A 23,153-nucleotide genomic window follows, 5' to 3' on the forward strand; every position below is an offset into this window, starting at 1 on the left:
TTTACCAGCGTTGTTGGCGTCCAACCTAGCCCACGCTCTCAGGCAAATCAAAAGGTAATGCAATGCTAAAGCTCCTGTCTCTCAAAGGTGTCGGCCCTGCTGAAAAGTTTGGGCCGGTTGAGTTTGCGCCTCGTCTCAACTTCATCACGGGTGACAATGGCCTCGGCAAAAGCTTTCTGCTGGATGCTGCCTGGTGGGCTTTGACGCGCACTTGGGCACGTGGAGCAGAGGCGATTCCTAGAGAATCCTCCAATGCGGCTAGTATTGGTTTTGCGTTCAGCAAGGTGACGGCTGGAGACAAGGAAGGTGAGGTTCATTTCAAAGACGGTTTTTGGCGCCAGCCTAAGGCTCGACCATCCATCCCGGGAATTGTTATTTATGCTGGGGTGGATGGCAGTTTTTCTGCTTGGGACCCTGCGCGTAACTATTGGACGGATCAGCAGGCTGGAACTGAAGAGAAAATTCGAGCGTTTAACTTTTCTCCCGATGAGGTATGGAAAGGGGCAATTTCGGAAAAGGGAACAAATATATGTAATGGTTTAATTCATGACTGGGTTCGTTGGCAGCGAACGGCGGGAGACCCTTCTTTCAAAGAGTTAACAGTCGCATTGGATGCATTGTCGCCATCGGGCATTGAGAAGTTGTCGCCGGGCGAGCCCTGCCATATAGGCCCTCTGGACGAGACCGAATATCCAACATTGCGCATGTCCTATGGCCTTGACGTCCCACTGGTTCATGCCTCTGCGGGAATGCGTCGAATTGCTGCGCTGGCCTACATGATTGTCTGGACTTGGAATGGCCATAAGCGCGCCTGCAAGCAGCGAAAAGTTAACCCTGCCAAAGAAATTATTTTCCTGATCGACGAAGTCGAATGCCATTTGCATCCTCAATGGCAGCGTCGGATCGTGCCTGCTCTTTTGAAAGTGGTAGAGGAGATGACGCAAGAAAAAGTTGCAGTGCAGCTGATCGTAGCGACCCACTCCCCACTGGTATTGGCCTCGGCCGAGCCTGAGTTTATTGAAGAGAAAGATGCCGTTTTCAACATTCACCTTGAGGCTGGAGAAGCCAAGGTCACTAAAGAGGTGTGGTCCAAGCAAGGCGATGTCGTGAACTGGCTAGTCTCGGATGTTTTTGGTTTGCAACAGGCCCGTTCAGTTGCCGCAGAAGACGCAATCGAAGCCGCCGAGGCATGGATGCGTGGTGATAAGGAACAGCTGCCAGAAAAGTTGAGTACGAAGTCAGCTATTCATCAAGAGTTGGTTCGGGTTTTACCAGGTCTTGATGACTTTTGGCCACGCTGGGTCGTTTCTCAGGGCAAACCTGAAAAAGCAACGAAAGGGAAAAAATAATGACGCCTGTGTCGAATCCTATCCCGGAGCCAGATAAGTTTGATGAAAAATGTCGAAAACCGGGTGGTGTTTGGTTTAAGGAAAACCCGACTGCCGAGAGACCAAGAGACTTGTGGTCACCCTTCAGGCATGCGCTGGCGGACGGGTTTTATGACCGGTGTGGTTATGCCGCGATGTATATCCCCAGTGGTACTGTCGATCATGGTGTCAGTTACAACGAGGATCGATTGCTTGCTTACGAATGGTCGAACTATCGATACATTGACGGATGGATTAACAGCTCTAAAAGCAAGCAAGTGGCTGCTGGATTGTTGGACCCATTTGAAGTGCAGGAAGGATGGTTCGAAATCAGTCTGCCATCCCTTCAATTGGTATTAACGGATGCTGTTCCAGCCGAATTCCGAGAGCGCGCGGAAAATACGCTCAAGAAACTCCCCATCAGGGATGATGAACGGATAATGAGGCCTCGACGCAAATGGCTGAGCCTTTATGAGAAGAATGGCGATTTAGAAATGCTGCGTGAAATGGCGCCTCTCATTGCCGCCGCTGTAGAAAAAAAAGAGGCCCTTGAGGCTGCACAATTGCCAGATGAGGAGGCTAGGTAACCTAGCGCAACCAACCCAATGTTATCGCTGCAACACCAGGATTCTGGAGAGCAATTCATCCCGGTCGATGTAGCACCCCTGGAAGTGCCGCGCACCGGAAGCCGGGTTGAAGGCATTGCGCGCATGCAAGGTGCGGCGGTTATCAAAGCACCACAGCTCACCCGGATTCAGGCGCTGTACCACGCGAAAGCGATCTTCCCGCGTCATCGCGATAAAGCGCCGATAGGCGCGATACAGCAACGGCATCTGCTCCACGCTCGTCTCAAACGGCCCGCGTAGAAAATTGGCCATGCGGATCTCCGCAACATCCCCAGAGGCATCCAGCGCAATGATCGGTGCCAGGCGACGGTAGTCGCTATGACGGTCCTTGTTGCGAAACTCCACCGGGATGTCGCACAGCGCCCGGAACGCTTCGGGGGCTTCTGTGCGCAGGGTATTGGCGATGGCAAAACCGTCGACAAAAATGCTCTCGCCACCGTCTGCATCATTCACCAGGCAATGCAAAAACTGCAGGCCCGGTTGCAGCTCCCGCGTCGGCAAATCACTGTGCAACGGCAGGTTGAAAGCGGTGTAGGCATTGCTGTCGGCATCGGCCTTGGATTGCACGTTGAACAGCACGCCGAAGTTGCTCTCGCGGATGAAGGAAATGCGCTTGGCCACCAGCGCCAGGGCGCCGGGCTCGGTGGGCACGCCGCGGATTTGCGTGAGGCCGCAATCGCGTAGCGCCAGCAACCATTGCAACAATGTGTGCGGGTCTTCCATGACTGCTGAATAGTCGAAAACCGGTAGCTGGAAGCGGTTGTCCCACAGCTGGGATTTGGGTTTCGCCGCCTGGCGTTCGGCACGCGACTCATCGTCGTAGGCATGCGCCCGCAGCCAGCCGGGATCGTACTGGCTGCGGTGGCCACCGCGCCATTGCACGCTCAGCAAGCCTTGCTCGATGCGTGCGTCGACAGCGCTGAGGTGCTCGTCCACATCGACAATCTCCAGCACCTGCTCGCGGGTCACGCTGTATACGCACTCGGGGCACGGGCAGTTGTCCCGCAGCCATTGATGATGAAACGGGCTGACCCGTCCATCGGCCCATTGCACATGAATCTGATCATCCAGCACCCGCACCTGCGCAAGGTCACAGATCTTCGGGTAGGTACGGAAATCGGCAACAGCGGCGGCGGTTTGCATGGTGGCTCCTTATTGTTTTTTGGGTGGCAGTCCAATCACTCGGCCGAGCAGGGCAGGGCGCGGCAGGTCAGCCTGCTCGGCGCTGATGGCAGTGAGTCTTTCCAGTGTGGTCTCGGTGAACGGCGCGGCGTGCGGGCCGGCCAGGTCCACGTGCAACAGCATCTGTTCGTTGCCCGCCAGTTCCTTCTCATCCCCCACCAGGTGCAGGCTGTGATAGAGGTGCAGGCGCTTGGCGTCATGGGCGATCAGCTGGGTATGCACCTCCACGTCGGCGCCGAGTTTCACTTCGTGCAGGTAGTTCAGGTGCAACTCCAGAGTGAACAGCGAATGGCCGCTGGCTTCGCGGTTTTCACTGTCCAGCCCGAGGGTGTCCATCAGCGCGTCGGTGGCGTAGCTGAAGATCAGCAGGTAGAACGCGTCGCGCAGGTGGCCGTTGTAGTCCACCCAGTCGGGGTGGACCTGGGTGGTGTAGGTGGTGAGTGCGGGCATGTCGGGGTTTCCGTTATTCAGCGAAGGTCATGCCGTGCTTGGCCTTGGTGGTTTTCACCGCTTCCAGCACCGCCAGCAGGCAATCATCACGATAGCGTTCCAGCGCCGAAATGCTGTGCTTGCCCAACTGATCGCTGGTGCCGTCGACCACATCGTCGATCAGCTTGTCGGTCAGTTCCGGCGCCGGCAGGTAGGTCCACGGCAATTGCAATGCCGGGCCGAACTGCGCCATGAAGTGCCGCATGCCGGCATCGCCACCCGCCAGGGTATAGGTGAGGAACGTGCCCATGAACGACCAGCGCAGGCCAGCGCCGAAGCGAATTGCATCGTCGATTTCGCCGGTGGTAGCGACGCCGTCATTGACCAAGTGAAGTGCTTCACGCCACAGCGCTTCCAGCAGGCGGTCGGCGATAAAGCCAGGCACTTCCTTGCGCACATGCAGCGGGCGCATGCCGAGGGATTCATACACCTTGATCGCAGCCTGGATGGCTTCTGGCGCGGTGTTCTTGCCGCCGACGACCTCCACCAGCGGCAACAGGTAAACCGGGTTGAACGGATGGCCGACCACACAGCGTTCCGGGTGGGTCGAACCTTCGTAGAACTCACTCGGCAACAGGCCCGAGGTGCTTGAACCGATCAACGCATTCGGCTTGGCTGCTGCGCTGATCTTGCTGTGCAGGTCGAGCTTCAGCTCCAGGCGCTCCGGGGCGCTTTCCTGGATGAAGTCGGCGTCTTTCACACACGCTTCGATGGTCGCGACGAAGCGCAGGCGCTCTTGCGAGGCACCCGGCGCCAGGCCTTGTTTCTCCAGGGCGCCCCAGGCGTTGGCGACGCGCTTGCGCAGTGCGGCTTCGGCACCGGGCGCCGGGTCCCAGGCGACCACATCCAGGCCATGGGCCAGGGCGCGGGACACCCAGCCGCTGCCGATGACACCGCTGCCGAGGGCGGCGAAGGTTTTGATTTCAGTGATAAAGCTCATGGCAAATTCCTAGAAAAATGGTGACTGCAATTAACCGCGCTTGGTCAAGCCCATCTTGATTCTGCCTTCCGCCGGGGTCATGACCCGTGCGCCGAGGCGGCTGAGGATTTCACTCGCCCGCTCCACAAGCTGGCCGTTGGTCGCAAGCACACCTTTGTCCAGCCACAGGTTGTCCTCCAAGCCGACCCGCACGTTGCCGCCCAGCAGCACCGCTTGGGCCGCCATCGGCATTTGCATGCGGCCGATGCCGAAGCCTGCCCACACGGCGTCGGCGGGCAGGTTGTCGACCATGGCCTTCATGGTGGTGGTGTCGGCCGGTGCGCCCCATGGGATGCCCAGGCACAGTTGGAACAGCGGGTTGTCGAGCAGGCCTTCCTTGATCATCTGCTTGGCGAACCACAGGTGACCGGTGTCGAAGATTTCCAGCTCGGCCTTTACGCCCAGCTCCTGGATGCGTTTGGCGCCCGCCCGCAGTTGCGCCGGGGTGGACACGTAAATGGTGTCGCCATCGCCGAAGTTCAGGGTGCCGCAGTCCAGGGTGCAGATTTCCGGCAGCAGCGCTTCGACGTGGGCCAGGCGGGTCAGCGGGCCGACCAGGTCGGTGTTGGGGCCGAACTCCATCGGGTTTTCGCCGCCACCGATCTCCAGGTCGCCGCCCATGCCGGCGGTGAGGTTGACGATGATGTCGATGTCGGCCTCGCGGATGCGCTCCATCACTTCGCGGTACAGGGCGACGTCGCGGCTGAACTTGCCGGTTTGCGGGTCGCGCACATGGCAATGCACCACGGTCGCGCCGGCCTTGGCGGCTTCCACCGCAGCGGCGGCGATTTGCTTGGGGGTGACCGGCACGTGTGGGCTTTTGCTGGTCGTGTCGCCAGCACCGGTGAGTGCGCAGGTGATGATGACGTCGTGGTTCATGAGGCAGGTTCCTTACAGGCGGGCGTAGTGATGCCGTGCGCAGCCGGGAATGGCTGCGACACGGTGATTCGAATCAGGTTATTTGCTGGTCAGTTGCAGGTTGGCCGCAGCCGGCTTGCCGTCGAAGGTGGTCACGCCTTCCAGCCAGCGGGCCTGGTCTTGCGGGTGATCCTTGAGCCACTGTTTGGCGGACTCGATGGCGTCCTTGTGATCCAGCAACGGCTGCATCATCCGGCTCTCGTCGGCGGCGGTGAAGGTCAGGTTGGTCAGCAGTTTGTGCACGTTGGGGCACTGCTCGGCGTAGTTCGGTGCAGTGACGCTCCACACGGTGGCCATGCCTTCGTTCGGCCCCAGGGCGTCGTCGCTGCCGGTGAGGTAGGTCATGGCGACGTTGACGTTCATCGGGTGCGGCGCCCAGCCGAAGAATACCACGGCTTCCTTGCGGCGCACGGCGCGGTCGACGGCGGCGAGCATGCCGGCTTCACTGGACTCGACCAGCTGGAATTTGCCCAGGCCGAACTGGTTCTTGGCGATCATCGCCTTGATCTGGGTGTTGGCGCCCGAGCCTGGCTCGATGCCGTAGATTTTGCCGCCCAGCTCTTTCTCGAACTTGGCGATGTCGGCGAAGGTTTTCAGGCCCTTGTCTGCCAGGTAGGTGGGCACGGCGAGGGTGGCGCGGGCGTCTTCCAGGCTGGGCTTGTCGAGCACCTTGACTTGCTTGGCGTCGACGAACGGCGTGATGGTCTGGGTCATCAGCGGGTTCCAGTAGCCCAGGAACAGGTCCAGGCGCTGGTCGCGGATACCGGCGAAGATGATTTGCTGGGAGGCGCTGGTCTGTTTGGTCTTGTAGCCGAGGCCGTCGAGCAACACTTGGGTCATGGCGCTGGTGGCGATTACGTCGGTCCAGTTCACCACGCCCATGCGCACGTTCTGGCAGGATGCCGCGTCGGCAGCCAGTACGTTCGTGCTCAAGATGGCGCTGGCGCTGAGTGCGAGCACGCAGCGGCTGATCAGTCGGTTCATGGTGGGTCCCTCGGCAGGTCGTTATTGTGGGGTCCGGCGTCTTTGTGCGCCGTGGGATCAAATTACGCAGCTTGAGGGCCGACAAAACGCACGGCGGCGACCAGCTCTTGCACTGCAGCGACCTGTGCCCTTGAATGGCTCGTTGAACTGGCGTATCACAGTGAGCACGCTGCCCGTCCTACGAGAGCGCCACCATGTCCCAGGATTTCTACTTTCTGCTGATGCCGGGCTTTTCGGCCATCGGCTTTATCTCTGCGCTGGAGCCGCTGCGGGTGGCCAACCGCTTTCGTGGCGAGCTGTACCGCTGGCATGTATTGAGTGCCGATGGCGGCGCGGTGCTGGCGAGCAATGGCATGTCGGTCAACGCCGACGCTGCGCTGGAACCGTTGAAAAAGGGCGCGACGTTATTGGTGGTGGCGGGCTTCGAGCCGCTGCAGTTCGCCACGCCTGTGCTGGAGCACTGGCTGCGTCGCCTCGATCACGATGGCGTGACCCTCGGCGCCATCGACACCGGCGCCTGCGTCCTCGCCGAAGCCGGGCTGCTCGACGGCCACCGCCTCACCTTGCACTGGGAAGCCATCGACGCGTTCAAGGAATCCTATCCGCACCTGACGGTCACCCAGGAACTGTTCGAAATCGACCGCCGCCGCATCACCTGCGCTGGCGGCACCGCTTCCATCGACCTGATGCTCGACCTGATCGCCCAGGCCCACGGCCCCGAGCTGGCGATCCAGGTCTCCGAACAATTCGTGCTCGGGCGCATCCGCCCGCGCAAAGACCACCAGCGCATGCAGATCGCCACACGCTACGGCATCAACAACAAAAAATTGGTGCAAGTGATTGGTGAGATGGAACAGCACACCGAACCGCCGCTGAGCACCTTGGCCCTGGCCGAGGCGATCAAAGTCACCCGGCGCCAGTTGGAGCGCCTGTTCCGCCTGCACCTGAACGACACCCCGAGCAACTTCTACCTTGGCCTGCGCCTGGAAAAAGCCCGGCAGCTCTTGCGCCAAAGCGGTATGAGCGTGCTGGAGGTGAGTATTGCGTGCGGGTTCGAGTCGCCGTCGTACTTCACCCGCAGTTATCGGGCGCGGTTTGCGAAATGTCCGAGGGAGGATCGGCGACGGGAGGTGGTGTAATGGGCAATTATAGTAAATTATACTCGCGACTATAATTTATAGTCCTTTCCATAATTGAGTATAAAACCATGTCCAAGCACAGCGGCTTTGTATTCCGCCGCCCCACCCTGGCTTGCAGCATTGCCGACGGGCTGGTAGGCGCAGGCATCCAGGATTTCACCTCTGGCCTGTTTCTCGCAGCGCCGCGTCGTACGGGCAAAAGTACTTTTTTACGTGAAGATCTGATCCCGGAGTGTCAGCTTCGAGGTTGGCTTACCGTGTATGTCGATCTGTGGGCAGACAAAGAGAAAGATCCCGCGGAGTTGATTGCCAGTGCTATTGCTGCCGCGCTGGTGCCCTATGAAAAGGGCATTCGCAAGCTGGCCAAGCACATTGGAATCGAGAAACTGAGCTTTCTGCGTACCCTGTCCTGGGACTTCAGCAAGCCTCAATTGCCGCTTGGCGCGACGTTGACCCAGGCCTTGGAGTTGCTCCACCGCGCTGCGGAAAAACCGGTCGTGCTGGTGATTGACGAGGCCCAGCACGCCTTGACCAGCGATTCAGGCATCAATGCGATGTTCGCCCTCAAGGCTGCCCGGGATCAGCTCAACCAAGGGCGTGACGAGGACGGCAGCGGTTTGCATCTGGTGTTCACCGGCTCCAATCGCGACAAGCTGGCTCACTTGGTACTGGGTAAAAGTCAGCCGTTCTTCGGCTCCAGCATCACGCCGTTCCCGCTGCTGGGTAAAGAGTTCACCCAGGCCTACACCGCGCACCTCAACGCGCACCTGGCCAAGACCAACCAATTCAACGCCGCCGATATTGATGAAGCCTTTGAACTGGTCGGCCGGCGTCCCGAGATGTTGCGCACGATCATCGGTGAAGTGGCACTGGAGCTGGGTGAGGCCAGCAACCTCGGCCAGTTGCTGCACAGTCGTGCCGAACTGCTGCGTGCCGGTGTGTGGACCGAATTCGAAAGCGCCTGGAACAACCTCACCATCCCCCAGCGCGCCGTTCTGGAAGTGATGGTGGAGCGCTCGCAAAACAACGAACCCTTCGCGCCGTTCACCGACAGCACCCTAACGGCGGTCAGCAAGGCGCTGGAGGACATGGGCAGCGACGTGGTGCCGGGCACCCAGACGATTCAGGCCTGTATCGATGCCCTTCGCGATAAAGAGCTGGTGTGGAAGTCGAGCCGGGGAGGGTATGCCCTGGAGGACAAAACCTTTGGCGACTGGCTGCGCAACAAGCGCTGACATGTGGGAGGGGGCTTGCCCCCGATGACAGGCTGTCAGTTGATACAACGTTGGCTGACCCACCGCTATCGGGGGCAAGCCCCCTCCCACAGTAGATTAATGATGTGGCCTATTTCTTCAGCAGCGCCGAACACGCCGCCTTGTAAGCCTCATGCTGATACTTGTTCAGCGTCGCCGGCAGTTCGAAGTTGTGCTTCTTATTCTGCGCATTAAGGGTCTGCGGCGACAGCAACATCACCTCAACCCCATCCAGCAACTGAAACACGCCTTCAATCTTGAACGTGGTCGGGCCACCGGCGAATTCACCTTTCTTGCTGCGCTTCTTGATCGCGATACGCTCGATGGCGTTTTCCTGCACAAATGCCTTTACCTGTGCGGCGAAGGCTTTGACGTTGGCGGCCTCGTCGTCGTCTTCCAGGGCAATTTTCTTGGTCGCCAGGGCGACGTGGGCCAGCGTCTGGTTGTCCAGTGACGCGACGGCGATGATGGCTTCGCTGCCTTTGATTTCGATGCCGCAGGTTTTCATGGTCTGGCCTTGAAGGATGTGAGATGGCGCAGATGGTCGCGCACCTTTCGAGAAGGGTCAAAGGTGTCGCAGGCCCGATGAAACTCATAAAAATATAAGAGATAAAATATTGTCTGTTATTAACAATAAATTCTATTTTTGGATAACCCGTTGTCCGTTATGTGATAGGTTTATTCAGCGCCTGCTACACTTGCTAACACTCACTTGAGGTCGAACCATGGCCCTTACTCATATTCTCTACGCCCCCGGCGAGATTGCTTTGCAGATCGCAGGGAATGCCAAGGCGCTGCGGCTGAGCAAGAACCTTTCTCGCCGAGCCCTGGCAGCCCAGTCGGGGGTTGCCGAGTCCACGCTCAAGCGCTTTGAAACGACCGGAAAGGTTTCCCTTGATGCCTTGCTGCTGATTGCGATGAGCCTGGGGGTAGGCGCACAAATGGCGAATCTGTTCAGCGCGCCGCCGCCGATCAGTCTTCAGGAATTGAAAGGTCAAACCAGGCTTCGAGGACGTCGATGAAAACAGTCTCCGCATTGCACGTCATGTTGCAAGGTTCACACGTCGGTGAGCTGGTGGATGCGCCCGGCAGGGGAATTTATTTTTCGTATGATCCGGGTTGGCTGGCGAACGGCTTCAACTTGGCGCCGCTGTACATGGACTTCTCTTCTACGCCTCAGTTGGCAGCTGACCCGTTGCTGTTCGGTGGCCTGCCGGGAGCGTTCAGCGATTCGTTGCCCGATGGCTGGGGGCTGTTGCTGATGGACCGGTTTTTTCGCATGGAACTGGGGATTGAACGGCGTACGATCCGCCCATTGGACCGGCTGGCCTATATGGGCAACCGGGGAATGGGGGCGCTGGAGTACAGGCCGATGTTCGAGAAGGATCCAGAGCCAGGCGAGTTGGACCTGGCCTCCCTTTACCAGGCTTCGCAAAACGTGTTGTCTGGGGAAACGCATGAGGTGATCGAGTCATTGCGCCTGGCGGGCGGCTCTCCCGGTGGTGCGCGACCAAAAGCGGTGATTGGGCTTTCGGCCGACAAGACGCAGGCCATCTCTTCATTTGGCGATATGCCTGAAGGCTATGAACACTGGTTGATCAAATTCCGCAGCCAGGACGAGCCTCGCGACAGTGGCGCTATCGAGCAAGCCTACGCCATGGTCGCTCGTTACGCGGGGGTCGAGGTCTCGGATTCAAGCTTGCTCGAGGTGCAGACGGATACCGGCGTAGAACGTTTCTTCAGCACTCGACGCTTTGACCGCACCGGCCACATCAAGCGTCATATGCTGACCAGCGCGGCGATCCTGTATGCCGATTTCCGCATGCCCAGCCTTGACTACGGCGACCTGTTGCGTCTGACCTTCGCCATCACCCAAAACGCCGGGGATGTGCAGAAAATGGCCCGGCTGATGGTCTTCAATGCGTTGGCACACAATCGCGACGATCACGCGAAAAACTTCTCTTTCTTCGGCTCTTCGGCTGGCTGGCAGATGGCGCCAGCCTATGACCTGACGTTTGCCACTACCAGCGGTGGCGGGAATGAGCACACCTGTGCTTTTGCAGGTGCAGGCCAGCCATCACGTCAGGCGATCAAGAAGGTCTGCGCACCCTTCAGCTTTCTCGAGCCCGACCTTTACATCGAGCAGACGATGGAGGCCTTATCGCAGTGGGGCCAGCATTGCGCGGACCTCAATATCGACAAGACTCAGCGTGATCATCTGCAAATGGCCTTCAACTCAATATGGAAGGCCTTTTAACCGTCACTCTTGCCCAATCGACTCCAAAAACTCCGACCGCTCATCACTCATCCGTGCCAGGCAGTCATTCTGTGCAATCGCATAGGCCTTGGTGCCGGTCACCGCCGGGAAGGTGTCCACGGCACAATCAGCATCACGCAGTTTTTCCCACTTCTGCTGGGCATCCTTCAGACGAGCGGTAATGTCCGCCAGCTTGGTCTTGTCGCTGCCGTAGGTCGACGCCATGCGTTCGAGCAGGCCTTGATAGTTGTCTTTGAGCAGTTGTTCGGCGGTGGTTTTGTTATAGGTGGCGCATTCCAGGGTTTGCTTGTCGTTTTCGATGCCGTCGCACGGCGTGCTGTCGGTGTCTTCAGCCGCGTGGACGCCGGTTGCGATGAGTGCCAAAGCCAGGAAAATCGATTTCATTGCGCCGTCTCATATCAGGTAATGCCCGAATTCTGGCTCAAGCGTAAGACAAAGAACAGCCGCGAGTCAGACCTCTCTTAACAGCCTTTGTCGCGGATTGACGCTTTCGGCAATTCCCCTGTCGTTTTTGCACCCGGCTCTGTCGGCCCCTGGGCATATGCTGGCCCCAAAGCGCCGGCAGACGATTCGGCGCATGAATCGCCAATAAGGGGACGCCTGATGAGCCCAGCCGAATTGCACGCCGACAGCATCGTTATCGACGGGCTGATTATTGCCAAGTGGAACCGCGACCTGTTCGAGGACATGCGCAAAGGGGGGCTCACCGCCGCCAACTGCACGGTGTCGGTGTGGGAAGGGTTCCAGGCCACCATCAACAATATCGTGGCCAGCCAGACCCTGATCCGTGAGAACAGCGACCTGGTGATTCCGGTGAAGACCACCGCGGACATCCGCAAGGCCAAGGAACAGGGCAAGACCGGCATCATCTTCGGCTTCCAGAACGCCCATGCGTTTGAAGACCAGTTGGGCTACGTCGAAATCTTCAAGCAGCTCGGCGTCGGTGTGGTGCAGATGTGCTACAACACCCAGAACCTGGTCGGCACCGGTTGCTACGAGCGCGACGGCGGCCTGTCGGGCTTCGGGCGTGAGATCGTCGCCGAGATGAACCGCGTCGGCATCATGTGTGACCTGTCCCACGTGGGTTCCAAGACGTCCGAAGAAGTCATCCTCGAATCGAAAAAGCCAGTGTGTTACTCCCACTGCCTGCCGTCCGGCCTTAAAGAACACCCGCGCAACAAGTCCGATGAAGAGCTGAAGTTCATCGCCGACCACGGTGGTTTTGTCGGTGTGACCATGTTCGCGCCGTTCCTGGCCAAGGGCATCGATTCGACCATCGACGATTACGCCGAAGCCATCGAATACACCATGAATATCGTTGGCGAAGACGCCATCGGCATCGGCACCGACTTCACCCAGGGCCATGGCCAGGATTTCTTCGAAATGCTGACCCATGACAAGGGCTATGCACGCCGCCTGACCAGCTTCGGCAAGATCATCAACCCGCTGGGCATCCGCACCGTGGGCGAGTTCCCCAACCTCACCGAGACCCTGCTCAAGCGCGGCCACCCTGAGCGCGTGGTGCGCAAGATCATGGGCGAGAACTGGGTCAACGTCCTCAAGGACGTCTGGGGCGAGTAAGCCACCGCCACCGCATCTTCTTCCCCGGCCACCCGCGCCGGGGCACTACACAAGAATTTTCTGGAGTTAAGTTTCCATGGCCAAGATCGCCCCGCAATTGCCTATCGAAGTCGACAGCGAAACCGGTGTCTGGACTTCCGACGCCCTGCCGATGCTGTACGTGCCGCGCCATTTCTTCGTCAACAACCACATGGGCATCGAAGAAGTGCTGGGCGCCGAGGCTTACGCCGAAATCCTCTACAAGGCCGGCTACAAGTCCGCCTGGCACTGGTGCGAGAAAGAAGCCGAATGCCACGGCCTGGAAGGCGTCGCGGTGTTCGAGCACTACATGAAGCGCCTGTCGCAACGCGGCTGGGGCCTGTTCAAGATCCAGGACATCGACCTCGACAAAGGCACCGCCAGCGTCAAGCTCGAACACTCGGCGTTCGTCTACGTGTACGGCAAGGTCGGGCGCAAGGTCGACTACATGTTCACCGGCTGGTTTGCCGGTGCCATGGACCAGATTCTTGAGGCCCGTGGCAGCAAGATCCGCACTGTGGCCGAACAAGTCTACGGAGGCTCCGAAGAGGGCCACGATGACGGCCTGTTCACCGTCAAGCCGTTGTAAGCCGAGGACCGTGCCATGGCTTTCGAAGCAATGTTCCAGCCGATCCAGATCGGCAAACTGACCATCCGCAACCGCGTGCTCAGTACCGCCCACGCCGAGGTGTATGCCACCGACGGCGGGATGACCACTGACCGCTATGTGAAGTACTACGAAGAGAAAGCCAAGGGCGGTATCGGCCTGGCAATCTGCGGTGGCTCCTCGGTGGTGGCCATCGACAGCCCGCAGGAATGGTGGAGCTCGGTGAACCTGTCCACCGACCGCATCATCCCGCACTTCCAGAACCTGGCTGACGCCATGCACAAGCATGGTGCCAAGATCATGATCCAGATTACCCACATGGGCCGTCGCTCGCGTTGGGACGGCTTCAACTGGCCGACGCTGATGTCGCCGTCCGGCGTGCGTGAGCCGGTGCACCGCGCCACCTGCAAGACCATCGAACCGGAAGAAATCTGGCGCGTGATCGGCAACTACGCCCAGGCCGCGCGCCGCGCCAAGGCCGGTGGCCTGGACGGGGTGGAACTGTCCGCCGTGCACCAGCACATGATCGACCAGTTCTGGAGCCCGCGGGTCAACAAGCGGACCGACGAATGGGGCGGCAGCTTCGAAGGCCGCATGAAGTTCGGCCTGGAAGTGCTGAAGGCCGTGCGTGCCGAGGTCGGTGACGACTTCTGCGTGGGCATGCGCCTGTGCGGTGACGAGTTCCACCCGGACGGTTTGTCCCACGAGGACATGAAGCAGATCGCCAAGTATTACGACGACACCGGCATGCTCGATTTCATCGGCGTGGTGGGCTCGGGTTGCGACACCCACAACACCCTGGCCAACGTGATCCCCAACATGAGTTATCCACCGGAGCCGTTTTTGCACCTGGCCGCCGGTATCAAGGAAGTGGTCAAGGTCCCGGTGCTGCACGCGCAGAACATCAAGGACCCGAACCAGGCCACGCGCATTTTGGAAGGCGGTTACGTGGACATGGTCGGCATGACCCGTGCACATATCGCCGACCCGCACCTGATCGCCAAGATCAAGATGGGCCAGATCGACCAGATCAAGCAGTGCGTCGGCGCCAACTACTGCATCGACCGCCAGTACCAGGGCCTGGACGTACTGTGCATCCAGAACGCCGCGACGTCCCGTGAATACATGGGCGTGCCGCATATCATCGAAAAAACCACCGGCGTCAAACGCAAGGTCGTGGTGGTCGGTGCCGGTCCTGCCGGGATGGAAGCCGCGCGCGTGGCCGCCGAACGTGGCCATGATGTGACCCTGCTGGAGAAGAAAGAATTTATCGGTGGGCAGATCACCACCGCTTCGAAAGCGCCGCAGCGTGACCAGATCGCCGGCATCACCCGCTGGTATCAGCTGGAGCTGGCGCGCCTGAAAGTCGACCTGCGCCTGGGCGTGGCGGCGGATGCCGACACCATCCTGGACCTGCGCCCCGATGTGGTGGTGCTGGCGGTGGGCGGGCACCCGAATGTGGAGCAGAACGAACACTGGGGCGCCGCCGAAGGTTTGGTGGTGAGCAGTTGGGACGTGCTCGACGGCAAGGTGGCACCGGGCAAGAACGTACTGGTGTACGACACCATCTGCGAATTCACCGGTATGTCGGTGGCGGATTTCCTGGCGGACAAAGGCAGCCAGGTCGAGATAGTCACCGACGACATCAAGCCGGGCGTGGCCATCGGCGGTACGTCGTTCCCGACCTACTACCGCAGCATGTACCCCAAGGAAGTGATCATGACCGGCGACATGATGCTGGAAAAGGTCTACCGCGAGGGCGACAAGCTGGTGGCGGTGCTGGAGAACGAATACACCGGCGCCAAAGAGGAGCGGGTGGTCGATCAGGTGGTGGTGGAGAACGGCGTGCGTCCGGATGAAGCCATCTACTACGCGCTCAAGGAAGGCTCGCGCAACAAAGGCCAGATCGACGTCGAAGCCTTGTTCGCGATCAAGCCGCAGCCGTGCCTGAGCGAGACGGGTGATGGGTACTTGCTGTTCCGCATCGGTGACTGTGTAGCGCAGCGTAATACCCACGCTGCGATCTATGACGCCCTGCGCCTCTGCAAAGACTTTTGATGAGGTGAACGCGGTCAAATATGGGAGGGGGCTTGCCCCCGATGGCTTAGTGTCAGTTGATACAGCTGTAGCTGACCCACTGCCATCGGGGGCAAGCCCCCTCCCACATTAAGGCCGGTTTCACAGTAGACCTGTGTGGTCTGTGGGAGCTTCACCATGTTGAACACCTTGCTGCCTATTCTCTTGTTTGCCGCCCTGGGCCTCGCCGTCCTCGGCGCCCTGCGCCGGGTGAACATGTGGCGCCGTGGCCGCGCGTCCAAAGTCGACCTGCTGGGCGGCCTGCTGGCCATGCCCAAGCGCTACATGGTCGACCTGCACCACGTGGTCGCCCGTGACAAGTACATCGCCAACACTCACGTCGCCACGGCACTGGGCTTTGTGCTGTCGGCATTGCTGGCGATCCTGGTCCACGGTTTCGGCCTGCACAACCGTATCCTCGGCTACGCCTTGCTGCTGGCCTCGGTGCTGATGTTTGTCGGCGCCACCTTCGTCTATCTGCGTCGGCGCAACCCGCCCTCGCGCCTGTCGAAAGGCCCGTGGATGCGCCTGCCGAAAAGCCTGATGGCGTTCTCGGTGAGCTTCTTCCTGGTGACGCTGCCGGTGGCCGGGATCCTGCCGGCGGACTTTGGCGGCTGGCTGCTCGCTGCGTTGCTCGGCGTCGGTGTGCTGTGGGGCGTGTCCGAGATGTTCTTCGGCATGACCTGGGGCGGCCCGATGAAACACGCCTTTGCCGGTGCCCTGCACCTGGCCTGGCACCGCCGCGCCGAGCGTTTTGGCGGTGGGCGTTCCACCGGGTTGAAACCGCTGGACCTCAGTGACAAGACTGCGCCCCTGGGTGTGGAGAAACCCAAGGATTTCACCTGGAACCAACTGCTCGGTTTCGACGCCTGCGTGCAGTGCGGCAAGTGCGAAGCCGCGTGCCCGGCGTTCGCCGCCGGCCAGCCGCTGAACCCGAAAAAGCTGATCCAAGACATGGTGGTCGGCCTGGCTGGCGGCACCGATGCCAGGTTCGCCGGCAGCCCGTATCCGGGCAAACCCGTGGGCGAGCACGGCGGCAACCCGCACCAGCCGATCGTCAACGGCCTGGTGGACGCCGAGACCCTGTGGTCGTGCACCACCTGCCGTGCCTGCGTGGAAGAGTGCCCGATGATGATCGAGCACGTAGACGCCATCGTCGACATGCGCCGCCACCTCACCTTGGAAAAGGGCGCCACGCCGAACAAGGGCGCCGAAGTCCTGGAAAACCTGATCGCCACCGACAACCCTGGCGGCTTCGCGCCGGGTGGCCGCCTGAACTGGGCGGCGGATTTGAACCTGCCATTGCTTAGCGAAAAAGGTAGTGCCGAGGTGCTGTTCTGGGTCGGTGATGGCGCGTTCGACATGCGCAACCAACGCACCTTGCGCGCCTTCGTCAAAGTGCTGAAAGCGGCCAAGGTCGACTTTGCCGTGCTCGGCCTGGAAGAACGCGACAGCGGCGACGTCGCCCGGCGCCTGGGCGATGAAGCGACCTTCCAACTGCTGGCTTCGCGCAATATCCAGACCCTGGCCAAGTACAGCTTCAAGCGCATCGTCACCTGCGACCCGCACAGCTTCCATGTGCTGAAAAACGAGTACGGCGCCTTCAACGGCAACTACGTGGTGCAGCACCACAGCACCTTCATGGCCGAGTTGATCGGTGAGGGCGCGCTGAACCTGGGGCTGCACAAAGGCAACAGCGTGACCTATCACGACCCTTGTTATCTGGGCCGCTACAACGGCGAATACGAGGCGCCGCGCCAAGTGCTGCGAGCTCTGGGCATCGAGGTCAAGGAGATGCAACGCTCGGGCTTCCGCTCACGCTGCTGCGGCGGTGGTGGCGGTGCGCCGATCACTGACATTCCCGGCAAGCAACGTATCCCCGATATGCGCATGGAAGACATCCGCGAAACCGGTGCCGAGCTGGTGGCCGTGGGTTGCCCGCAATGCACCGCGATGCTGGAAGGCGTGGTCGAGCCGCGCCCATTGATCAAGGACATTGCCGAGCTGGTGGCCGACGCATTGCTGGAAGGCGCGGCACCGGCCAAAGCCCCACTCAAGCGTGAACCTGCGGAGGTGCACTGATGAGCGACATTATCCGCCGCGACCCACGGGCCGAATGGATCGCCCGCAACCGCCTGCACCCGCTGCATGCGGCAATGCAACCGGTGCAGCACAGCTGGATGGGGCCTAACGGCGTCATCCGCAAGAATGTGCATGGCGTCGGTTTTATCGGCCCCAACGGCATCAAGCGCATCGACCGCAGTGGCGCCCAGCAGGGCGGTGCGGCCAAACGTACGGCAGCGGTGGAAGTGCAATTGCCGCTGCATCAGATTGCAGCCCCCGCGTTCTACATCAACGTGGTACCGGACATGGTCGGCGGCCGCCTGAGCAGTCACGACCGCGACCTGCTTGGCCTGGCACGGCAACTGGCCGGCAGCGACGGCGCGGTGCTGGCGGTGGTGTTTGGTGAACACAAGGAAAGTGCGTTTGCCACGGCGGGTGTCGACCGTTTGCTGGTGCTGGAAGGCCATGCATTCGACGGTTATTCACCGGAGCAACGCGTCCAGGGCCTGCGGGCTGTGGATAACCAGTTCAACCCACGGCACTGGCTGCTGCCGGACAGCCGCAGCGGCGGTGGCGAGTTGGGTCGGCGCTTTGCCGCCAGCCTCAAGGAGCGCCCGGCCACGCGGGTGTGGCAGATCAAGGGTGACGAGTGCATCGGCCGTGCCGGTGCTGGCCAGGAAGACTTGGCCCGGCCACTGCCGCGCCTGATCCTGGCGGCTGTCGAATGTGCCGACCCGGTCAGCGAGACCCGTCACGAAGTGCTGCCCGTAGAGTTATCCACAGCCCTGGCGCGCAGCCTGCCACGCATCGAAGACCTCGGCGCGGTGGCGGTGGACCCGGCGGCGATTCCGATGGCCGAGGCAGAGTTCATTTTCTCCGGCGGCAACGGCGTGAAGGACTGGGCGCTGTTCCACCAGACCGCCGCCGCCCTGGGCGCCACCGAAGGCGCCTCGCGGGTGGCGGTGGACGATGGCTTCATGGCGCGTGATCGCCAGGTCGGCGCCAGCGGCACCTGGGTCACGGCGCGGGTCTACGTGGCCGTGGGTATTTCCGGGGCGATCCAGCACCTGCAAGGCATCGGTGCTTGCGACAAGGTGGTGGCGATCAACCTCGACGCTGGCTGCGACATGATCAAGCGTGCCGACCTGTCGGTGATCGGCGAAAGCGCCGCAATACTGCAAGCCTTGATCGCAGCGGTCGAGGCCTACCGCAATGGCGCCAAGCGCGATGCAGCTTAAGGATATGGTCATGAACACGAATGTAATCAGCCTGGTGTCCATCGGCGCCCACCCTACCTCCGGGCGCCCGCGCCGTGCCGAGCAGGATGCGCGTGCCGTGGAACTGGGCCTGCAAATGGCGGGGGATAAGTTGCAGGTGCTGCACGCCGGCAACATCGCCGAACCGACCTTGCGCAGCTACCTGGGCATGGGCCTGCCGCAATTGCATGTGCTGGAGCAACCGGCGGGCAGCGATGCGTTGCCGGTGCTCAGCGAGTACCTGCGCGATGCCGGTGCCCAGGTGGTGCTCGCCGGCAGCCAGGCCGAAACCGGTGAAGGCTCGGGCATGCTGCCGTTCCTGCTGGCCGAGCAACTGGGCTGGCCGCTGATCGTCGGGCTGGCGCAGGTGGAGTCCATTGAGGGCGGCGTGGCCCATGTGCTGCAAGCCTTGCCCCGTGGTCAGCGGCGGCGCTTGAAGGTGCGTTTGCCGTTCCTGGCGACCGTGGATAACGCTGCGCCCAAGCCACGGCAAAGCGCCTACGGACCGGCGCAGCGCGGCGAGTTGGCGGCGCATGACGTCCAGATTGAAGAGGATGAGTTGTTCAATGCTGCGGTGTTGCAGCCGGCCAAGCCACGGCCCAAGCGCCTCAAGGTGATCAAGGCCAAAAGCGGCGCTGACCGTATGAAGGCTGCAACGGCCAAGGCCAGTGGCGGTGGTGGGCAGGTGCTCAAAGGCCTGAGCCCTGAGGCGGGCGCAGAGGCCATTCTCCAGCTACTCATCGAAGAAGGCGTGGTGCGCTGAACCCAGACTGTAGAAGGGGGCTTGCCTCCTCCTACAGGGTTCTTACCCACAATCCCTGTTGATCCACTTGTGGATAACCTGTTCGCGGCTGTCCGCACCCCTTGTATTTCAAGCTCTCCAGCCCTCTGTACGAAAAACAACCAGGCTAACTGACGGTTTTTATTCAGGTTTTTCGCCAATCAAGCTGATTCTCCGATGCAGAGTTGCCCCCAAAGTCTGTTGGCGCTTCTGTGGATAAGATGTTCGCTGTCGGCTCTAGCCCTTATAAATAAAGGCTTTGGTGGGGGTGATTAAAATATGACCAGAATCGCGCATTTGGCATGAAAATGTCAGTGGAAGCCTTGATTTTCATGGTCTTTATTGGGGTTTCCACAAAGGATTAAAAGTTGCCCCCAAAGTCTGTTGGTGGTTATGTGGATAACATGTTTGCTATCCGATAAAAGGCCCGTAAACAAGGGGTTTGATCGGTGTGATCAAAAAATGATCGATTGTGCCTATTCTTGAATTACCTGGGGTCACAGCGAGTTTTCCACAGTGCGCAGCACAGTTGCCCACAAAGTCTGTGCGCGGTTCTGTGGATAAGATGTTGGTGCTGCTTCACAGCCCAGGTAACACCTGGCTTACAAGGAAGTGATCAAAAAATACCCAGCTTGCGGCATGGGCAGATTATTTGTAGTGAGCGGGCTTGCCCCGCGCTGGGCGGCGCAGCCGCCCCAATAAAAACACCGCGCTCTGCCAGGCAGTTCGCGGTGTCTGGTTTCAGGGCGGCTGCGCCGCCCAACGCGGGACAAGCCCGCTCACTACAAAAAGCGGTTTATCCCTGTACAGGCACGCCTTTGAGGTACGGTGCCGGTGCTGCGCCCAGGTTGTTCAGCATGCGCTCGCTGTACCAATCCACGAAGTTCACCACGCCGAACTCATAGGTCTTGGAATACGGGCCAGGCTGGTAGGCGGTGGAGTTGATGCCGCGCTGGTTCTCTTCGGCCAGGCGACGGTCCTGGTCGTTGGTGGCGTCCCACACTTCGCGCATGCGCGCTACGTCGTAGTCCACGCCTTCCACGGCGTCCTTGTGCACCAGCCACTTGGTGGTGACCATGGTTTCCTGGGCGCTGATCGGCCACACCGTGAACACGATGATGTGGTCGCCCATGCAGTGGTTCCACGAGTGAGGCAGGTGCAGGATGCGCATCGAGCCCAGGTCCGGGTTCTTGATGCGGCCCATGAGCTTGGCGCAGCCCTGCTTGCCGTCCATGGTCATCGATACGGTGCCCTTGAGCAGCGGCATGCGCACGATGCGGTTACGCAGGCCGAAGCTGGCGTGGGCGTAAGGGATCTTCTCGGCATCCCAGGCGGCGGCGGAAGCGGCCACATGGTCCTTGAACGCCTGGTCGGCGCGTGGGTCGGTGACGTCGTCCCATTCCAGCAGGGTTTTCAGCAGTTCCGGGTGCGATGCGTTGCAGTGGTAGCACTCGCGGTTGTTTTCCAGCACCAGCTTCCAGTTGGCTTTTTCCATCAAGGTGGTTTGCACCGCCACCTTGGTGTTCTCCATGTCGTAGGGTTCCATGTAGTGGTTCAGCGTCGACAGGAAGTCATCGATGGCTGGCGGGTTCTCGGCCAGGCTGATGAAGATGTAGCCGCCGGCGGTCTTCACATTCACTGGCTTGAGGCCGTACTGCTTCATGTCGAAGTCGGCGCCCATCTCGGTGCCGGCGAACAGCAGGCGACCGTCCAGTTCGTAGGTCCACTGATGGTAGTGGCATACGAGTTTGGCGACCTTGCCCTTGTCGCTGGTGCACAAGCGCGAACCACGGTGGCGGCACACGTTGTGGAACGCATGCACCACGCCTTCGGCGCCACGGATCACGATGATCGGGTTTTTGCCCACTTGCAGGGTCAGGTAGTTGCCCTTGGTGGGGATTTCGCAGGTCATGCCGGCGATCAACCACTCTTTCTGGAAGATCTCCTGCATGTCGATATCAAACAGTCGCTCATCAGAGTAGAACGGCTGCGGCAGCGAGAAAGTGCGCTCGCGCTCTTGCAGCATCTGCGCGGTGGCCTTGCGTGCGGGTTCCAGCGGATCGCCCAAGCTTAAGGTTGCGGTGACGTCCATCGTGTGTGTCCTCATGGCCATTCTGTGTGGCCGGCGAATAGTGGCTACGGTTGTACTACGCAAGGCATAAAGAAAGCGTCGTTGTTGGGAGCGAGTGTGGGGCCGCGCAACGTCAGAACCTTATCCATGGGCGACATGGCCCAATCTGTTCCCGACGCGCAACCCTAGGTCGTTGGGGGCTGGTCGCGATAAGTATGTGAATGTCGCAGATAGGTAAATGGGTGGTTCCGGCGTTACGCAGAATCGCCACCATAAGGCCGACGTCGGCGGTGGAGAACAACATGTCCAATAATTTCCTGAATCCGGTAACCACCCAGACCTGGGCCAATGGTCGGCACATCGTCCGGTGCGTCAAAGTCATCCAGGAAACCTGGGACGTGCGCACCTTTTGCTTTATGGCCGACCAGCCGATCCTGTTCTTCTTCAAGCCAGGGCAGTTCGTCACCCTGGAGTTGGAGATCGAAGGCCAGCCGATCATGCGCTCCTACACCATTTCCAGCTCACCGTCGGTGCCGTACAGCTTCTCGGTGACCATCAAGCGCGTGCCGGGCGGCAAGGTTTCCAACTGGCTGCATGACACGTTGCACGAGGGCCAGGAGCTCGCGGTACACGGACCGGTGGGCCTGTTCAATGCCATCGACTTTCCTAGCCCGAAAGTGTTGTACCTCAGCGGCGGCGTCGGCATCACGCCGGTGATGTCCATGGCCCGTTGGTTCTACGACACCAACGCCAACGTCGACATGACGTTTATCCACAGCGCCCGCTCGCCCAAAGACATCATTTACCACCGCGAGCTGGAGCACATGGCGTCGCGGATCGACAACTTCAGCCTGCACCTGATCTGCGAGAAACACGGGTTGGGTGAGCCATGGGCCGGTTATCGCGGTTACCTGAACCACAAGATGCTCGAACTGATGGTGCCGGACTTCCTCGAGCGCGAAGTGTTCTGCTGCGGGCCTACGCCGTATATGAACGCGGTGAAGCGCCTGCTGGAAGTGGCGGGTTTCGACATGACGCGGTATCACGAGGAGTCCTTCGGCGCCACGCCGCCGGAGGCCCGTGCGGATGCGGTGGAGCAAGCCGAGCAGGCCGCCGACGCACCGGAAATCGACCTGGCGGATCTGCACCAGGTGGAGTTCATTGCGTCGGGCAAGAGCATTCGCGTGGCGCCGGGCGAAACCGTGCACGCAGCAGCAGCCAAGCTTGGCCTGTTGATTCCAAAAGCTTGTGGCATGGGTATCTGCGGGACGTGCAAGGTACTGAAGCTGGGCGGCGAGGTCGAGATGGACCACAACGGCGGGATTACCGAGGAAGATGAGGCCGAAGGCTACATCCTGTCGTGCTGCAGCGTGCCGAAGGGTGATGTGCGTATCGAGTTCTGACTAACGAAACCGGTCTAAATGTGGGAGGGGGCTTGCCCCCGATAGCAGTGTGTCAGTCAGCGCATTGGTTAATGCTCCACC

21 protein-coding genes are annotated in these 23,153 nt (G+C 60.3%); 13 read left to right on the plus strand and 8 right to left on the minus strand.

What is annotated here, in order from left to right:
- The first annotated feature begins 62 nt into the window (after positions 1-62).
- Together NL123_RS02415 and NL123_RS02420 are read left to right on the plus strand one after the other, a co-directional pair.
- Positions 63-1,349: an AAA family ATPase gene (locus tag NL123_RS02415; protein WP_248485012.1), complete on the plus strand. Its 1,287-nt coding sequence runs from the start codon at positions 63-65 to the stop codon at positions 1,347-1,349.
- Positions 1,349-1,954, plus strand: a complete 606-nt coding sequence (locus NL123_RS02420) for a hypothetical protein (protein ID WP_494357146.1) — start codon at positions 1,349-1,351, stop codon at positions 1,952-1,954. The genes NL123_RS02415 and NL123_RS02420 overlap by 1 nt, the downstream gene beginning before the upstream one ends.
- Positions 1,955-1,975: 21 nt before the next feature.
- Here the strand turns inward: NL123_RS02420 and NL123_RS02425 are convergent, their stop codons facing one another.
- From NL123_RS02425 to NL123_RS02445, 5 genes are all read right to left on the minus strand, one after another.
- Positions 1,976-3,136, minus strand: a complete 1,161-nt coding sequence (locus NL123_RS02425; protein WP_494357147.1) for a gamma-butyrobetaine dioxygenase — start codon at positions 3,134-3,136, stop codon at positions 1,976-1,978.
- Positions 3,137-3,145: 9 nt separating this feature from the next.
- Entirely contained in the window at positions 3,146-3,625 is a 480-nt protein-coding gene (locus NL123_RS02430; RefSeq protein ID WP_248485009.1) for a thioesterase family protein, read from the minus strand.
- 13 nt (positions 3,626-3,638) lie between these two features.
- Positions 3,639-4,604 carry an L-carnitine dehydrogenase gene (locus NL123_RS02435; protein ID WP_248485008.1) on the minus strand — a complete coding sequence of 322 codons (966 nt, stop codon included), beginning with the start codon at positions 4,602-4,604 and terminating at the stop codon, positions 3,639-3,641.
- Between the two features lie 30 nt (positions 4,605-4,634).
- Entirely contained in the window at positions 4,635-5,522 is an 888-nt protein-coding gene (gene cdhC, locus NL123_RS02440) for a 3-dehydrocarnitine:acetyl-CoA trimethylamine transferase CdhC (protein ID WP_494357148.1), read from the minus strand.
- A gap of 78 nt (positions 5,523-5,600) precedes the next feature.
- Positions 5,601-6,545 carry a choline ABC transporter substrate-binding protein gene (locus NL123_RS02445; protein ID WP_028618234.1) on the minus strand — a complete coding sequence of 315 codons (945 nt, stop codon included), beginning with the start codon at positions 6,543-6,545 and terminating at the stop codon, positions 5,601-5,603.
- A gap of 194 nt (positions 6,546-6,739) precedes the next feature.
- Between NL123_RS02445 and NL123_RS02450 the strand changes: the two genes are divergently transcribed.
- Positions 6,740-7,684: a GlxA family transcriptional regulator gene (locus tag NL123_RS02450; RefSeq protein WP_494357149.1), complete on the plus strand. Its 945-nt coding sequence runs from the start codon at positions 6,740-6,742 to the stop codon at positions 7,682-7,684.
- A gap of 68 nt (positions 7,685-7,752) precedes the next feature.
- A complete protein-coding gene (locus tag NL123_RS02455) occupies positions 7,753-8,919 on the plus strand; it encodes an AAA family ATPase (RefSeq protein ID WP_494357150.1) in 1,167 nt (388 codons plus the stop codon).
- 109 nt (positions 8,920-9,028) lie between these two features.
- Here the strand turns inward: NL123_RS02455 and NL123_RS02460 are convergent, their stop codons facing one another.
- Complete coding sequence (locus tag NL123_RS02460) at positions 9,029-9,445, minus strand: DUF3010 family protein (RefSeq protein ID WP_494357151.1); 417 nt, start codon at positions 9,443-9,445, stop codon at positions 9,029-9,031.
- 217 nt (positions 9,446-9,662) lie between these two features.
- Between NL123_RS02460 and NL123_RS02465 the strand changes: the two genes are divergently transcribed.
- The gene (locus NL123_RS02465) at positions 9,663-9,959 is read left to right on the plus strand and encodes a helix-turn-helix domain-containing protein (RefSeq protein ID WP_248485005.1); all 297 of its coding nucleotides are present in this window, start codon (positions 9,663-9,665) and stop codon (positions 9,957-9,959) included.
- Positions 9,956-11,194 carry a type II toxin-antitoxin system HipA family toxin gene (locus tag NL123_RS02470; protein ID WP_494357152.1) on the plus strand — a complete coding sequence of 413 codons (1,239 nt, stop codon included), beginning with the start codon at positions 9,956-9,958 and terminating at the stop codon, positions 11,192-11,194. The genes NL123_RS02465 and NL123_RS02470 overlap by 4 nt, the downstream gene beginning before the upstream one ends.
- A gap of 3 nt (positions 11,195-11,197) precedes the next feature.
- On the opposite strand, the gene NL123_RS02475 is transcribed toward NL123_RS02470, so the two are convergent.
- Positions 11,198-11,599 carry a lysozyme inhibitor LprI family protein gene (locus NL123_RS02475; protein ID WP_071494402.1) on the minus strand — a complete coding sequence of 134 codons (402 nt, stop codon included), beginning with the start codon at positions 11,597-11,599 and terminating at the stop codon, positions 11,198-11,200.
- A 219-nt stretch (positions 11,600-11,818) separates the two neighbouring features.
- Here NL123_RS02475 and NL123_RS02480 point away from each other — a divergent pair, with 219 nt between their 5' ends.
- The 6 genes from NL123_RS02480 (at position 11,819) to etfB (ending at position 19,580) form a co-directional block, all read left to right on the plus strand.
- Positions 11,819-12,796: a dipeptidase gene (locus NL123_RS02480; protein ID WP_010207105.1), complete on the plus strand. Its 978-nt coding sequence runs from the start codon at positions 11,819-11,821 to the stop codon at positions 12,794-12,796.
- 76 nt (positions 12,797-12,872) lie between these two features.
- The gene (locus tag NL123_RS02485; protein ID WP_008083165.1) at positions 12,873-13,403 is read left to right on the plus strand and encodes a DUF5943 domain-containing protein; all 531 of its coding nucleotides are present in this window, start codon (positions 12,873-12,875) and stop codon (positions 13,401-13,403) included.
- Positions 13,404-13,418: 15 nt separating this feature from the next.
- On the plus strand, positions 13,419-15,479 hold the full coding sequence (gene dgcA / locus NL123_RS02490) for an NADH:flavin oxidoreductase (RefSeq protein ID WP_248485003.1): 2,061 nt from the start codon (positions 13,419-13,421) through the stop codon (positions 15,477-15,479).
- A 156-nt stretch (positions 15,480-15,635) separates the two neighbouring features.
- Positions 15,636-17,579, plus strand: coding sequence for a (Fe-S)-binding protein (dgcB, locus tag NL123_RS02495; RefSeq protein WP_248485002.1), 1,944 nt, complete (start codon positions 15,636-15,638; stop codon positions 17,577-17,579).
- The gene (gene etfA / locus NL123_RS02500; RefSeq protein WP_494357153.1) at positions 17,579-18,799 is read left to right on the plus strand and encodes an electron transfer flavoprotein subunit alpha; all 1,221 of its coding nucleotides are present in this window, start codon (positions 17,579-17,581) and stop codon (positions 18,797-18,799) included. The genes dgcB and etfA overlap by 1 nt, the downstream gene beginning before the upstream one ends.
- A gap of 10 nt (positions 18,800-18,809) precedes the next feature.
- A complete protein-coding gene (etfB, locus tag NL123_RS02505) occupies positions 18,810-19,580 on the plus strand; it encodes an electron transfer flavoprotein subunit beta (RefSeq protein WP_494357154.1) in 771 nt (256 codons plus the stop codon).
- 814 nt (positions 19,581-20,394) lie between these two features.
- Here the strand turns inward: etfB and gbca are convergent.
- Entirely contained in the window at positions 20,395-21,690 is a 1,296-nt protein-coding gene (gene gbca, locus NL123_RS02510) for a glycine betaine monooxygenase oxygenase subunit (protein WP_058426656.1), read from the minus strand.
- Positions 21,691-21,971: 281 nt separating this feature from the next.
- Here gbca and gbcB point away from each other — a divergent pair, with 281 nt between their 5' ends.
- Entirely contained in the window at positions 21,972-23,072 is a 1,101-nt protein-coding gene (gbcB, locus tag NL123_RS02515) for a glycine betaine monooxygenase reductase subunit (protein ID WP_058426657.1), read from the plus strand.
- The last annotated feature ends 81 nt before the right edge of the window (positions 23,073-23,153 follow it).

This window comes from Pseudomonas sp. FBCC-B1565 (assembly GCF_059133265.1).

Coding starts and splice junctions, on each gene's coding strand:
- NL123_RS02415 (WP_248485012.1), top strand. CDS start 63: ATGCTAAAGCTCCTGTCTCTCAAAGGTGTCGGCCCTGCTGAAAAGTTT.
- NL123_RS02420 (WP_494357146.1), top strand. CDS start 1,349: ATGACGCCTGTGTCGAATCCTATCCCGGAGCCAGATAAGTTTGATGAA.
- NL123_RS02425 (WP_494357147.1), bottom strand. CDS start 3,136: ATGCAAACCGCCGCCGCTGTTGCCGATTTCCGTACCTACCCGAAGATC.
- NL123_RS02430 (WP_248485009.1), bottom strand. CDS start 3,625: ATGCCCGCACTCACCACCTACACCACCCAGGTCCACCCCGACTGGGTG.
- NL123_RS02435 (WP_248485008.1), bottom strand. CDS start 4,604: ATGAGCTTTATCACTGAAATCAAAACCTTCGCCGCCCTCGGCAGCGGT.
- cdhC (WP_494357148.1), bottom strand. CDS start 5,522: ATGAACCACGACGTCATCATCACCTGCGCACTCACCGGTGCTGGCGAC.
- NL123_RS02445 (WP_028618234.1), bottom strand. CDS start 6,545: ATGAACCGACTGATCAGCCGCTGCGTGCTCGCACTCAGCGCCAGCGCC.
- NL123_RS02450 (WP_494357149.1), top strand. CDS start 6,740: ATGTCCCAGGATTTCTACTTTCTGCTGATGCCGGGCTTTTCGGCCATC.
- NL123_RS02455 (WP_494357150.1), top strand. CDS start 7,753: ATGTCCAAGCACAGCGGCTTTGTATTCCGCCGCCCCACCCTGGCTTGC.
- NL123_RS02460 (WP_494357151.1), bottom strand. CDS start 9,445: ATGAAAACCTGCGGCATCGAAATCAAAGGCAGCGAAGCCATCATCGCC.
- NL123_RS02465 (WP_248485005.1), top strand. CDS start 9,663: ATGGCCCTTACTCATATTCTCTACGCCCCCGGCGAGATTGCTTTGCAG.
- NL123_RS02470 (WP_494357152.1), top strand. CDS start 9,956: ATGAAAACAGTCTCCGCATTGCACGTCATGTTGCAAGGTTCACACGTC.
- NL123_RS02475 (WP_071494402.1), bottom strand. CDS start 11,599: ATGAAATCGATTTTCCTGGCTTTGGCACTCATCGCAACCGGCGTCCAC.
- NL123_RS02480 (WP_010207105.1), top strand. CDS start 11,819: ATGAGCCCAGCCGAATTGCACGCCGACAGCATCGTTATCGACGGGCTG.
- NL123_RS02485 (WP_008083165.1), top strand. CDS start 12,873: ATGGCCAAGATCGCCCCGCAATTGCCTATCGAAGTCGACAGCGAAACC.
- dgcA (WP_248485003.1), top strand. CDS start 13,419: ATGGCTTTCGAAGCAATGTTCCAGCCGATCCAGATCGGCAAACTGACC.
- dgcB (WP_248485002.1), top strand. CDS start 15,636: ATGTTGAACACCTTGCTGCCTATTCTCTTGTTTGCCGCCCTGGGCCTC.
- etfA (WP_494357153.1), top strand. CDS start 17,579: ATGAGCGACATTATCCGCCGCGACCCACGGGCCGAATGGATCGCCCGC.
- etfB (WP_494357154.1), top strand. CDS start 18,810: ATGAACACGAATGTAATCAGCCTGGTGTCCATCGGCGCCCACCCTACC.
- gbca (WP_058426656.1), bottom strand. CDS start 21,690: ATGGACGTCACCGCAACCTTAAGCTTGGGCGATCCGCTGGAACCCGCA.
- gbcB (WP_058426657.1), top strand. CDS start 21,972: ATGTCCAATAATTTCCTGAATCCGGTAACCACCCAGACCTGGGCCAAT.